The sequence below is a fragment of the Winogradskyella helgolandensis genome, from assembly GCF_013404085.1.
Classification (GTDB): domain Bacteria; phylum Bacteroidota; class Bacteroidia; order Flavobacteriales; family Flavobacteriaceae; genus Winogradskyella; species Winogradskyella helgolandensis.
The window spans coordinates 4,344,136-4,356,360 of record NZ_JABFHO010000001.1 but is presented as its reverse complement, the minus strand read 5'-3'; the positions used below and the strand labels follow the sequence as shown (position 1 = coordinate 4,356,360).

Here is a 12,225-nt window from a genome sequence, read left to right as displayed (position 1 = left end):
TGCTACAATACTGTATGCCTCTGTCTGAATGATGAATAAGTTGTTTAATGTTTTTGGCTTGATATATGGCCTTATTTAGTGCTCTTACACACCCTTTTAGTTCCAAACTATCACTAAGATCATAACCAACAATTTTCCTAGAATACATATCTGTTATTAAGGCTAGATAACAAAACCCTTTTACGGTTCTGATGTATGTAATATCAGATACCCAAACTTGGTTAGCTCTAGTAACTTCTAAGTCTTTTATAATGTTCTTATATTTATAAAAACGATGATACGAGTTCGTTGTTCTTGCACTAGTTTTCTTTCTAAGTGTTAGCATATTATGTTTTCTAAGGACATTAAATAGCATATCTCTACCAACTTTAATGTTGGCTTTTGTAAACTCATCATCTAATGATTTCATGAGTTTACGTACGCCTTCTCGAGGAAGGGATTTGCGTTTTTTACTGACTATGTTTATAATCTGTTGTTCTAGTTTTAAACGCTTATCAGCTCTAGATTTGTATTTATAATACGCATCACGTTTAAGTCCAAAACAACTTGCTATAGTAGATAAAGAAGCAAATCCCTTAGCTCTATTTCTAGTTTTAATAAAAGCTAGATATTGAGTTTTTTTTTAAGTTGCTGAACATTTTTATATCCTAATTTTTCTGCAGCTACTTCAAGATAAGATTCCTCTACCATTGCATCCAGATCCTTTTTAAGCAGTAGCTTTTTAAGTTTTTCATTCTCTTTTTGCAATGCTTTGATTCTAGATATTTCGTCTTTCGTTTCCACTTTTACTCTGGTGTTCATTAAGTCTTTACGATTATACTTTTTAATCCACTCATTGACTGTTGTAGGTGCAATAGAGTATAGTTTACAAAGTTCGCTCTTTGTGTGTTTTCCGGTTGTAAGTTCCGCTAAAATTTTCAGTTTAAATGGTTCTGAATACCGTCTAATTACTTTGTCATTTTTGTACATAATGTTTAAAATTATGTAGCCTTTATTCAGGACGGGTCAGCATTGCTGCCAACGTGATTGTGTATGGTTAGTTGCGTGTTTAAGCACCTAATTTAGCAAATAAATCACAGATAGAATATTCCGCAGGAATGTTCGTAAGTCGGCAGTGACCAAAGCAATTAATTATACACGGTGTTAGAGCAAGTTTTTTAATAATTTAATCTTTCGATTCCATACTTTCTTAGAGTATCTGTTGCCTGTTCAAGCGTCAATTCCGAAATCAGATTCCCAGCATCTCTTAGTAATTTTCGATTTACATCAATTGGGTGAGGACTAGTTTCTCTCAGAGTACAGTACCATTGGTTTTCAGCTTTCGAAAACTCAATAACTACCTGATAATATTTTCCTCCTATTTTCTTTAAATTATATCTATCGACTTCACTTTGAAATTCCGCAGTTTCATAGGTCGCAATAACTGTTTTTTCGGAATGAGAAGGCAAAGATAAATCAGGATTTTCCCAAGTCTGTACTTTATATTCCAATGGACTTAAATTCTTCCAATTGTCAGGAATTATTGGTAGGTTCATTTTTTTCCTTTCAGCGTTAAATGATTTTGTGAAATCCGTTCCAGCTTCTTCGAAACTTTTACCACCAACCTTATTCCAGTCAAAAACTATATAACCAAGTATTAAAATTATTGGAATAATTACTAATGTTTTTCTATAAGCTGGTTTCATTCTCAAATTTGCTCTAACGTTTATGTATAAGAATAGTTGCGGGTTTGTATGCGAGGATTTTCCGAAGGAAAATCAGACGTTACAAACACGCAACGACCTTTGATTAAGCACTAAACCGCAATTATTTTTATACGGTGTTAGGTGTAGTTTTTTAAAATGGTAAATCATCTTGTTCATTTGGGTCAAATCGATCAATATTATCTAATCTTTGCCATAAATTGTTTAAAATAACTTTTTGTCTTTCTTTCGAAGCAGAACTAATAAACTTCGAGAAATCATATACAGTATCTACTTTAATTTCTCTATGCGGATAATATCTAAAATTTCCCTTTATAAAACATCTTGCAAGCGCACTTTGGCTTTGTAGATTCTCTTCTAAAATCGAATTTTTATGAACTTCCTGAATTCCTTTTATTATTTTTTGAACATCAGATACATATTCAGAATCAAGGTCAATATTAGAATAGATACTCTGTAAATCATCAGCGAAGAGTTGATAGATTTTTTTCTCCTCTTTACTAAATATAATTTCCGGTGTTAATTCTGTTATTATTCTTCTATTCAAATCAAAAAATGATGATACACGACTATTATAATCAATATCTACCATATTTTTTAGAAGTTCCTTGTATGCAAAATTTTGAAAGTCATTTTCGATTATAATCTCTTCGAAAAGTTTACCTACAAAATATAGCTCAGTTCTAAAATCATAAATCTTTTCATTAAAGTCATTCGGTGGTGTATATCGCCAATTTAATGATATACTTTTATCAAAGTCCGATTCAAAATCTATTTTTTTACTAAATCCAAAATCTATAATCTTAACTATTCCTGTTTCTGAAACTAAAATATTATCAGGTCTGATGTCACGATGTAAAATTTTAGCAGACTCTAAATGTATAAAGCCATCTACAGTCTGTTTAAATATATCATTTATTTTGTCAGGATTATCTTTTAAGAAAGAAGCAATATTTTGTCCTTTTACAAATTCCATTAAGATGTAACCCGTATATTCTTCAGGGTATAAATAGTAATTGAATACTCTAACGATATTTTGATGATATAAAAGATGAAGAAGTTTTATTTCATCTTTAAAATTAGTAAAGAATAATTTTTTGTGTTCATCATAAAAAGGTGAGTATTTCTTGCAAACAAAACGTTCGTTAATAATTTCGTCTTCAAGTAAAACTGTTCTTCCAGTCCCACCTTGTCCAATTTCTTCGATAAATTTAAAATCTTTCGTTCTTAAAAATTGGATTAGTTTTCCTTTCATTTCTGTTGTTTGTTCAAATTACACCTAACGTTGTTGTGTATGGTTAGTTGCGTGGTTAAGCAACTAAATTAGTAAACAAAAACGAACCAGAGAAAATTCCGAAGGAATTTTCCAAATAAGCACTTGCCAAAGCAATTAATTATACACGGTGTTGTGCATAGTTATTTACTCGTAATACTCAATTTCTCGAACATTAAAACTATAAACTTGATTAGATTCTACACTTTTCAATGAGAATTTGGTCATATTATTTTGCTCGTCAAACTCTTTATCCGAAATGGCTATTTTATCATTAAATCCGCTTGTAATATAATCCATATTCAAGAATAAAATTTCTCCATTTTTATCCAATGTATTCACGTATTTGAATTCAAAAGTAAGTGAGTCATTTTCAAATCTTTTAGTTCCACCGCTAATATCTCGAAAATCATTATTTAAGTAAGAATAGCTTTCATTTTTTATTCCATTATTGTCGACAGAAATCAGTTCATATTTATAAGGTGATAACCAATCATATTTTCCTCTTTCCAAAATTCCAGTACTATCAGATTTTATATAGTGTTCTTTTCTATCATTTTTAAAGTTGAAATCAAACACGTTTTTTGTGATATGATTATTTTCATCATAAGTGAATTCAACAGTTCGTTCAATATTACCAACTTTGTTAAATTCAAATATGATTTTTGATTGGATTTGATTTGAATCGATTTTCCATTCTCCGTCTTTGAACATAGCGGAAAACTTTGTAGTCGTCATTTTCTTGATTTTACCAAAAAAACCATACTCTTTCAAATCTGTTGGATTGTTTTGTGATATAGCAGAAATTGAAATTAAGAAGAATATTATTAAAGTTCTATTCATTTTTTTAATTATGCACAACGTGTTTGTGTATGGTTAGTTGCGTGGTTTAGCAACTAAGTTAGCAAACTTTTACTTGCCAGAGAAAATTCCGCAGGAATTTTCGTAAGTAAGCCTAAAAAAGCAATTAATTATACACGGTGTTGTACAACGTTTTTTTTATTCATTAATTAATTTTTCGGCTTTTCTGATAATTCCAGCATATTTATTCAGTTCGTAAGAGATATTTTTTTTCTCAGTTGGTTCTCCAGAAACGATTAGTTCTCTTTGTTTTTTATTCCAGTTAGTTATGTATGAAACAACTCGGAAATTTTCTTCGATATCTATACTGTAACCTTTAATTTTTGCAATAGAGTCAGTAAGAAAGAAATTCGTGCTTTCAGATTCAATTATTTTAATTGGCTTATTTCCGACTAAAAAGATTTCCGATTTTATTTCTCCATAATCAACATTCATTTCTTGGACTATTTTGAAAATTCGTTTTTCCTTATGCCAAACTCTTAATTTAGATTCATTAGTCAAGTCAAAATTTGACTCGATTAATTCAGTGTCAGAATCGATTAATTTTGATTGATTATCAATTTCAGCCATTTTGTTTTCTTGTCCAAAAACAAGAATTCCAATTAGGGTCAATATGATTACGAAAGTTTTTTTCAAAATGTTGTACAACGGTTTTGTGTATGCTTTGTTGCGTGTTTGAGCAACTAAGTTAGCAAATAAAAATCGAATAGAAAATCCGCGAGGATTTTCGTAAGCAGTCTAGAACTAGCAATAAAATATACACGTTGTTGTAAGCTGTTTTTTTTATTCTTCTAATTCGACTTTGTTTCCAAAAGGGTCTTTTTTTAAAACTTCTAAATATTCAATAGTTTTTATTTTATAAAAAAATGTACCGCTTTTATTTTCATCGTATTCTGAAACTCTTTTAACTATGCTGTCAAGCTCGTCAATGTACCTTGCATTGGAAATCTTTATTATTTTTTCACTATTATCATTATTATTAATTAAGTCTAAATGTTCAAGTGATATTTCACCATATTTGGCGTCAGTATCTTGACCAATTTCAATATAAATCCATTTTTTTTCAGTTAAAGCTTCGTGTTTCTTTTCAAAATTACATGAGGTAAAACTCAATATTAATGTCATTAAAAATATTCTTCTCATAGGAAATTCAGTCTCAATTAATTATACAACGTGTTGTAAGCAGTTTTTATTTAAGTTTAGTTTTTACAAATTCGACAATCTTTTTAAAATCCTCATTACCAACTTCATTTTCTCCAATTATCATTATATCTCCTTTTTCTGGTTCCAAAGGCATAATTAAATTCGAGTCCATTATCTTAAATCCTTTGAATTCAGTCCATTTTATGTCACGCGTTATATTTTTGTCAACGTATTTTATAGACTCGTCTTTAAATTCAAATATTCCGTTACCAAAATCAGATTCCACTTCCGCAATTTTTTCTTTTATTTTCTCAAAATATGTGCTTTTGAGTTTATTATATAATTGAAATTTCGGATATGCTTTAGCAACGTAAAAAACTCCTAATATGATAAAAACAATTCCGAGATACGATTTTCCGATTATGATTGAAATTCCGATTAATGTTGATATTAAACCAACAATTAAAGATTCCCTTGCGTCGTTCAGATATGGCTTATAAATCAATGGAATTATTAATTCAGTTTGATTTAAATAAATGTCAGATTTAAAGGGTATTTCGAATTTCAAATGTGCTTGTTTTAAATTGCTTACAACGTTGTTGTGTATGGTTAGTTGCGTGGTTAAGCAACTAAGTTAATAAACATTTACGAACCCGTGAATATTCCGCAGGAATATTCGCAAGTAAGCTCAATGAAGCAATTAATTATACACGGTGTTAGCAGTTGTATTTTTCAATTCCGTTTTTATATAACTCATTAAATTCATTCCAAAATTCAACCCAAAGTTCTTTATCCATATCATCATCAAGATTTTTTTTCGGCTCGTTATTGAAAAATGATTTAACTTCTTTTGCTAAATTCAAAATATTTATTGCAAAGTCAGACGTATTAATTTCCGCAACGATTTTAGGATACAAAACGTGTTCATTATCATTTGTTCCATACTGTTTTTTGATATTTCTAATTACTATTTTTCCGTTTTTATGTTTTAAATCAAAATACAGTCCAATTGGACAACCTAACATTAATAACATTCCACAACACATAATTGGATTAAAATCAGTTTCAGTATCAGGATTTGGCTCAATACATCTCAATAATTGTAATACAGATGTACTGATTGTCCAATCTCCATCAGATTCATTTAATATTATTTCTTCTCCAATTGTTAATTCAAGTTTTCCGTGAGAGCATAAATCGGTTTCAGTATTTTCATTCGATATCCATTCGTGAGATAAAATTTTAATATTGAATTTATCCATATCTATTCTTGAATTCTCTGAGTTTTTTTTATATAACTGCTAACGTGTTTGTGTATGCTTAGTTGCGTGGCTAGGCAACTAAATTAGTAAACTTTTACGAACCTGAGAATATTCCGAAGGAATATTCCAGATAAGCAGAAACCAAGCAATTAAATATACACGGTGTTAACTACCGGCTTTTTTTCTATTTATACAGATTTCAGATTTTTAAATTTTCCAATAAATATAATTTAGGAATTCTAATTTTAGCAATGGTTTAAGCGTATTACTCCGTTTAGCGAATCCAGTTTAGCTCAGATTGGTTTTCCTGCGTACAGTTCAACCGTAACGATAAACACAAGCTTTTCAATCTTGATTTACTTTATTGATCTTTTTAATCTAAAATTATCTTAGTTGTTTTAATTTCAAATAGAGTAGAGTAAGCTCAAAATTGGTTTCTTTAAATTATCTTTTAAAATTCTATTTTTCTTGGTTTATGAAGTCAAACCGTAAGCAATGCGTAATGCTTTTCAGATTTAATTATCCATCTGAGTAATTAATCAAATTAGGGCTTACGATGTTTCAATTTAAGAAAAATGTTAGTTGGCGAGACAGCTTGTAGTTAACGTGTTTGTATATGGTTTGTTGCGTGGTTTAGCACGTAATTTAGCAAATAAAAACCGAATAGAAAATCCGCGAGGATTTTCGTAAGTAGGCTAGAACTAGCAATAAATTATATACGGTGTTGGCAACTGGCTTTTCTTTTTTTAGTTCTTAAATATTCTATTCCAAACGGACTTTTTTGAAATCAGATTTTCTCTATTCAAATCCAGAACTTCCTTTCCATTCGCTTTAATTAATAAATCCAATAATTTACTATATCCATTTTCTATTTTAAATTTCATCTCGTTTTTATAGAGTGGAAGCACATTGTATATATTTATTTTCCGTCCGTTTTTATTTATTTCGGTAAAATCCTTATCGAAAGTTACAGAAGGTAGAATTAAAGCTCCGACAAAGTCAGTATCAGTTGCGTAAGGCGTTAAATCTTCTTCTGCTTGTATTGTGTGTCCAATTCCAATCCAAGTGTCATAAAAGTGTGGGAATTTCGCAGTTCTTTTAAGAATCGAAATAATCCAATCATTTTTATTTTCTCCAGAGTAAACTTGTCCGAATTCAATAGTTTTTGGAATAAGCATCATTAATTCGGCAAATTCCAAATCTTTTTGGTTTTCTGCTTGTTCGTCAACATTCATTTTTAACGTACTCATTCCAGAAGTCAAAAGTATGTTGAATGACGAGTTTTCAGGTTTTATTAAATAAACATCAAGATGTAAATCCAAAGTCGGGATTTCGTGAAAAACTGAAACTAACTTATCATCAAAGAATTTGCTTAAATGGTCATCAATCCATTCAGCGTGTTCGTGGTAATGTTTTCTGTCCGAGAACGGATTTTTGTATTCAGCCATAAGTTCGTTTTCAGCTTGTTGCCAACGTTGTTGTGTATGGTTAGTTGCGTGGTTAAGCAACTAATTTAGTAAACAAAAACTTGCCAGAGAAAATTCCGAAGGAATTTTCCAAATAAGCACTTGCCATAGCAATTAATTATACACGGTGTTGGCAGTAGGTTTTTGTTTTTTCAGTTGTATGTTTTTCAGAAAGTCATTTTCAAATTCCAGAATCGACTTTTCTTTATTTTTCATATGTGTCAACACGCTAATTAAGGGCATATCTTGGTATATGTAATTCAGATATTTAATTTTCGTTCCTTCACGATTTTGAATGTACATTGTGTTTAATGTTACATTTACTCGTTTAGCTAAATTTTTATCTTTAATCAACTTTAAAATTTCAGTTCGATATTTTTCCAATTTAGAAATGAATTCAGTTCCTTTTTCATTGTATTCGTCTCCAGTAAAAAATAAATCGTTTATATATTCTTTTTTAGAAAATTCTCCATCGTAACTTCTATCTTTTTCTATTTTCGGATGATTAATTAATTCAGAGTAGGTGTTGTCCAAATACTTTAAGTATTCGCTTGTCAAACTGTCATAAGTTTTTGCAGATTCATTATTAATCAGATTGTCATTTGTTAGATTTTTCGCAATTTGAACTTTAAGCATTTCACTTGAATAAACAAATTCCTCATTTAACAATCCATACATCGAATATGGTTCATTCTCTTGTTTACAAGAATATGTAATTACTAATAATAGTAGAAATGTAATTTTTTTCATAGATGTCTGTTCAACTTACTGCCAACGTGATTGTGTATGGTTAGTTGCGTGGTTAAGCAACTAAATTAGCAAACTTTTACGAACCTGTGAATATTCCGCAGGAATATTCGCAAGTAGGCAAAAACCTAGCAATTAATTATACACGGTGTTGTAAGCAGTTATTTTTTTACGTAAAGTTCTAATTTATCGTTAATTTTTGTTTTATCATAGTTCGTATTGATTTCCGACAGTTTCTCTTGGTCATAAATTGGATAAAATGATTGAATTCGGTTAAATTCAACATTTCCTTGCCCTTTGACTTGTTTAGTTCTTTTTTGAATCCATAATTGGTAAACGACTCCATCAAATTCAAAAACCACGTTGTCAGTTAGATTTAAGTCAATTAGCCCAAGTTTGTCGATTTCAGTCAGAATGTTTCTTAAATCAATGTGTAACTCTTTAGGGTAAAAATTTTGGTAGTGAAATGACTTTTCGGGTTTATCCTTTATAGGTTCTGCATAATGCCTACTTGTAATGTGAACCAATGAATAATCAGTTAATTCGACTACTTGACCAGAGAAAGGTATTTCAAATTCTGATTGGTCATAGTCTTGTTTCATTGACTTAATCATATGGTAAAGAAATTTAGATTGTAAAATTATCTTGTCTTTTTGCAACCTATATTTATCTTGCTTTGCTCGAAATCTTCTAATTAATCTCGGATATTTTTTATCGAGTTCTTTTAAGTCTTTTCTTGTCTCAATAGCTAATTCTTGTAATACTTGGTCTTTATGATTTGTAATTTCAATTTGTTTATACCATTGATTTGAAATAGACTGAAGTCTTTTAAAGTCTTTTATTTGTTCTCTTTGTGAGACTTCTACTATTTTACCTTTTTTCGCTTTATGAAATGGTCCAGCAAGATTATTATGGAAATATGTTAAGTATAATTCTCGGAAAATATAATCATTACAAAAATCGAAATTTTCAGGCCTACCATCGCTTTCGTGTATTGTAAGATTCAGTCCCATACATAAGAACTCTTTTTCTCGTTCCAAGAGAAATTTTCCATTGAGAGCTCTCTCTTTAAGGTCGTCAAATATTTTTCTTGTTCTTATTTGTTCACTTTCAGACCCATTTTTAATGTCAAGTTCTTCTGGTAGATAATGTTTCATTCAGCTTGTGAGGTGCTTTTGGTTAATTGCTTACAACGTGTTTCTTTAGTTTGTAATAAATATCTTTATATAGAAAAAGAGGAGAACTATAACGTGTTTTAGATTAGTGATCCCTTACACGTACGAGTCCTCTCTTTCTATAAAGTTGCCAAGAACCATTTGGAATACCAGGAGTATTAACTCCCGATAAAGGAAGTAGTTAAAGCAACATAATTATAAACTTTAATTGTAAAAATATGAAAAATTACAAAGAAGTCGTTGGAATCGATGTTTCAAAAAAAACACTAGATGCTTATTGTTACCAATCTCAAGTACACAGGGAGTTTGTTAACGATATTGTAGGATATAAAAGCTTATTAAAATGGGTTTTAAAAACTACAAAAGGAGTTGATGTTTTTTACTGTTTTGAGAATACAGGCTATTATTCGTTAAAATTAGCGCTGTATCTAGATAGTCGAAAGATTATTTATGTAGAAGAAAGTCCATTAAAGATTAAGCGTAGTTCAGGTATCGTTAAAGAAAAGACTGACAAATTAGATGCGGCATTAATAGCTCGTTACGCTTGGCTTTACCGGGAAGAATTAAAACCAAGTCAAGTTAAGAGTAAGTCTCATTTAGAATTAGGTAGATTGCTAGCGTTACGGGATCTACTGGTTAGAAACAATGCAGGCTTAAAAGGGACATTAAAAGAGATGAAAGTACTTTTATCTAGTCCCACAACAGACACAGGTTGTATTGTCTTAAAACGTAGTATTGATTACCAAGAAAAGCAAGTTAAATCGATAAAGGAACGTATAAAAGAGATTATATCTTCTGATGCACTGATGAGTAAGAATTATGAATTGCTAACAAGTCTTAAAGGTATTGGATTAGTTGTTGCCTGTCAGCTTATCTACCACACAGGTAACTTTACACGTTTTGCTAGTTGGCGTGCCTTTTCTAGTTATTGTGGTACAGCACCATTTGAACATCGCTCAGGCACTAGTATTTACAAAAGAAAGCAATGCCATTATTTAGGTGATAGAAAAATGAAGAGTTTGCTAAGTATGGCAAGTGTTTCAGCAATACAACATGATAGTGAATTACGATTATATTACAATAGAAAATTAGCAGAGGGGAAGGATAAAATGCTGGCCATAAATAATGTTAGAAATAAGTTGATAGCTAGAGCGTTTGCCGTAGTAAAAAGAGGAACACCTTATGTCGTTCTTCAGCAATATGCAGCCTAAAAAAAACTAAATATTACTAGGATTTGATCTTGGAATACGTGTATGGTTAGTTGCGTGGTTCAGCAACTAAGTTAGCAAACTTTTACGAACCCGTGAATATTCCGCAGGAATATTCGCAAGTAGAGAAGAATAAAGCAATTAATTATACACGTTGTTGGCATTTCGTTGTTTTTTTCAGGTTTTTAATTATTCGACTAAATTCCGTTTTCCAATTTTCAGCGTTTGAGTGAATTCAGTCAGCGTTTTATTCCGCAAACTTTTTCAATTCCAATTGAGTGAGCAATTCCACAACTTGCTAAATTCCACATACAGTTCAGTTTCTAAATCCAATAAAGGAATATTAAATTCGGAAAAGCAACAATGCTCATAATTATTAATAGTACTGACAATAAAATCAAAAATATTCTTAACTTTTTTTGAATCAACGGTTTACTTTTAAAACTAAAGTATAAACTAATCATTCCAAATCCGACAGCAATTAATTTAAACCAAATTGTGTCATATTTTCCTAACCTTGCAAAAGGAATTAAGATTCCGTCTATAAATTGCTCTTGAAAATCGATTTCATTTAAGTAACTAATGATGAAAAAATATAACCACCCGAAAACTAAAAGAACTATTGAGTAAATAGGATAATTTTCTTTTTTTGTTTTCATTATTTTTTTTGAATTCAGATTTTTCGATTCAGAGTGCGTTCCGCAATGAATGCCAACGTGTTTATATATGATTTGTTGCGTGGTTTAAGCACCTAATTTAGTAAATAATTACCAACCAAGAAAGTCCGAGAGGACTTTCGTAAGTAGGCAAAAAGCCAGCAATAAATTATATATGGTGTTGGCATTTCGTTGTTTTTTTATTCCGACTTATTCTTATTCTGGTTAATTCTTTTTTTGTTTTTTCAGCATTTGAGTGAATTCATTCAGCGATTTATTCCGCAAACTTTTTCAATTCCGGTTGAGTGAGCAATTCCACAACTTGTTAAATTCAAATTTTGAATAATAATTCCTTTGTTATAGATTTCATAGTTTGCTTAAATTAAAACGTTTTATTTATGAAAATTTACTATAAAATTCTCCAATTACGTTAACTCTTCTTCCATCTTGTGGCCAAGACCAAATAATAAAGTTAAAAATTAAAAAATGAAAAATTATCCAATATATTATTTGCTCATTTTTTCCTTTGTTTTTTATTTTCCTAAAAAGTATAATTGTTAATGAAATCATTAGAATTATATAGAATGGAACATAAAGTATTCTTGCTAAACCTGTTTGAGGAAATAAGTCAATCAATAATAATATTTCTCCAGCACAAATTGAAATAGAAAGTATGAGTAAAATTATTAATCTTTTCATTATTTTTTCCTAATTCGTTTATTTTGAGTTTT

Annotated in this window: 15 protein-coding genes; 1 reads left to right on the top strand and 14 read right to left on the bottom strand. The window is 30.0% G+C overall.

All coding sequences use genetic code 11. From position 1 onward, the window contains the following. The 12 genes from HM992_RS18600 to HM992_RS18545 form a co-directional block, all read right to left on the bottom strand. Positions 1-409, bottom strand: a 409-nt coding sequence (locus tag HM992_RS18600) for a DDE-type integrase/transposase/recombinase (RefSeq protein ID WP_179320996.1), incomplete at its 3' end; no start/stop codon positions are given. A 194-nt stretch (positions 410-603) separates the two neighbouring features. After that, entirely contained in the window at positions 604-969 is a 366-nt protein-coding gene (locus HM992_RS18595; RefSeq protein WP_013869214.1) for a transposase, read from the bottom strand. Between the two features lie 188 nt (positions 970-1,157). Further along, positions 1,158-1,685 carry a hypothetical protein gene (locus tag HM992_RS18590; protein WP_179320995.1) on the bottom strand — a complete coding sequence of 176 codons (528 nt, stop codon included), beginning with the start codon at positions 1,683-1,685 and terminating at the stop codon, positions 1,158-1,160. Between the two features lie 151 nt (positions 1,686-1,836). Continuing rightward, complete coding sequence (locus HM992_RS18585) at positions 1,837-2,958, bottom strand: protein kinase family protein (protein ID WP_179320994.1); 1,122 nt, start codon at positions 2,956-2,958, stop codon at positions 1,837-1,839. Positions 2,959-3,123: 165 nt separating this feature from the next. Next, positions 3,124-3,819: a hypothetical protein gene (locus tag HM992_RS18580; protein ID WP_179320993.1), complete on the bottom strand. Its 696-nt coding sequence runs from the start codon at positions 3,817-3,819 to the stop codon at positions 3,124-3,126. A gap of 156 nt (positions 3,820-3,975) precedes the next feature. Next, the gene (locus tag HM992_RS18575) at positions 3,976-4,473 is read right to left on the bottom strand and encodes a hypothetical protein (protein WP_179320992.1); all 498 of its coding nucleotides are present in this window, start codon (positions 4,471-4,473) and stop codon (positions 3,976-3,978) included. Between the two features lie 147 nt (positions 4,474-4,620). Next, positions 4,621-4,980: a hypothetical protein gene (locus HM992_RS18570; protein ID WP_179320991.1), complete on the bottom strand. Its 360-nt coding sequence runs from the start codon at positions 4,978-4,980 to the stop codon at positions 4,621-4,623. 46 nt (positions 4,981-5,026) lie between these two features. Beyond that, positions 5,027-5,548 carry a hypothetical protein gene (locus HM992_RS18565; RefSeq protein WP_179320990.1) on the bottom strand — a complete coding sequence of 174 codons (522 nt, stop codon included), beginning with the start codon at positions 5,546-5,548 and terminating at the stop codon, positions 5,027-5,029. A gap of 148 nt (positions 5,549-5,696) precedes the next feature. Beyond that, positions 5,697-6,242, bottom strand: coding sequence for a hypothetical protein (locus tag HM992_RS18560; RefSeq protein ID WP_179320989.1), 546 nt, complete (start codon positions 6,240-6,242; stop codon positions 5,697-5,699). Positions 6,243-6,988: 746 nt separating this feature from the next. Next, on the bottom strand, positions 6,989-7,750 hold the full coding sequence (locus HM992_RS18555) for a suppressor of fused domain protein (RefSeq protein ID WP_229720533.1): 762 nt from the start codon (positions 7,748-7,750) through the stop codon (positions 6,989-6,991). Positions 7,751-7,822: 72 nt separating this feature from the next. Beyond that, positions 7,823-8,458 carry a hypothetical protein gene (locus HM992_RS18550; protein WP_179320988.1) on the bottom strand — a complete coding sequence of 212 codons (636 nt, stop codon included), beginning with the start codon at positions 8,456-8,458 and terminating at the stop codon, positions 7,823-7,825. Between the two features lie 158 nt (positions 8,459-8,616). After that, positions 8,617-9,612 carry a hypothetical protein gene (locus HM992_RS18545; protein ID WP_179320987.1) on the bottom strand — a complete coding sequence of 332 codons (996 nt, stop codon included), beginning with the start codon at positions 9,610-9,612 and terminating at the stop codon, positions 8,617-8,619. A 236-nt stretch (positions 9,613-9,848) separates the two neighbouring features. On the opposite strand from HM992_RS18545, the gene HM992_RS18540 reads away from it, so the two are divergent. Beyond that, positions 9,849-10,841, top strand: a complete 993-nt coding sequence (locus HM992_RS18540) for an IS110 family RNA-guided transposase (RefSeq protein ID WP_179320917.1) — start codon at positions 9,849-9,851, stop codon at positions 10,839-10,841. A 320-nt stretch (positions 10,842-11,161) separates the two neighbouring features. On the opposite strand, the gene HM992_RS18535 is transcribed toward HM992_RS18540, so the two are convergent. Further along, positions 11,162-11,497, bottom strand: a complete 336-nt coding sequence (locus HM992_RS18535) for a hypothetical protein (RefSeq protein WP_178983655.1) — start codon at positions 11,495-11,497, stop codon at positions 11,162-11,164. A 393-nt stretch (positions 11,498-11,890) separates the two neighbouring features. Beyond that, a complete protein-coding gene (locus HM992_RS18530) occupies positions 11,891-12,193 on the bottom strand; it encodes a hypothetical protein (RefSeq protein ID WP_179320986.1) in 303 nt (100 codons plus the stop codon). Between the last annotated feature and the right edge of the window lie 32 nt (positions 12,194-12,225).

Coding starts and splice junctions, on each gene's coding strand:
- HM992_RS18535 (WP_178983655.1), bottom strand. CDS start 11,497: ATGAAAACAAAAAAAGAAAATTATCCTATTTACTCAATAGTTCTTTTA.
- HM992_RS18540 (WP_179320917.1), top strand. CDS start 9,849: ATGAAAAATTACAAAGAAGTCGTTGGAATCGATGTTTCAAAAAAAACA.
- HM992_RS18545 (WP_179320987.1), bottom strand. CDS start 9,612: ATGAAACATTATCTACCAGAAGAACTTGACATTAAAAATGGGTCTGAA.
- HM992_RS18550 (WP_179320988.1), bottom strand. CDS start 8,458: ATGAAAAAAATTACATTTCTACTATTATTAGTAATTACATATTCTTGT.
- HM992_RS18595 (WP_013869214.1), bottom strand. CDS start 969: ATGTACAAAAATGACAAAGTAATTAGACGGTATTCAGAACCATTTAAA.
- HM992_RS18585 (WP_179320994.1), bottom strand. CDS start 2,958: ATGAAAGGAAAACTAATCCAATTTTTAAGAACGAAAGATTTTAAATTT.
- HM992_RS18580 (WP_179320993.1), bottom strand. CDS start 3,819: ATGAATAGAACTTTAATAATATTCTTCTTAATTTCAATTTCTGCTATA.
- HM992_RS18530 (WP_179320986.1), bottom strand. CDS start 12,193: ATGAAAAGATTAATAATTTTACTCATACTTTCTATTTCAATTTGTGCT.
- HM992_RS18570 (WP_179320991.1), bottom strand. CDS start 4,980: ATGAGAAGAATATTTTTAATGACATTAATATTGAGTTTTACCTCATGT.
- HM992_RS18560 (WP_179320989.1), bottom strand. CDS start 6,242: ATGGATAAATTCAATATTAAAATTTTATCTCACGAATGGATATCGAAT.
- HM992_RS18590 (WP_179320995.1), bottom strand. CDS start 1,685: ATGAAACCAGCTTATAGAAAAACATTAGTAATTATTCCAATAATTTTA.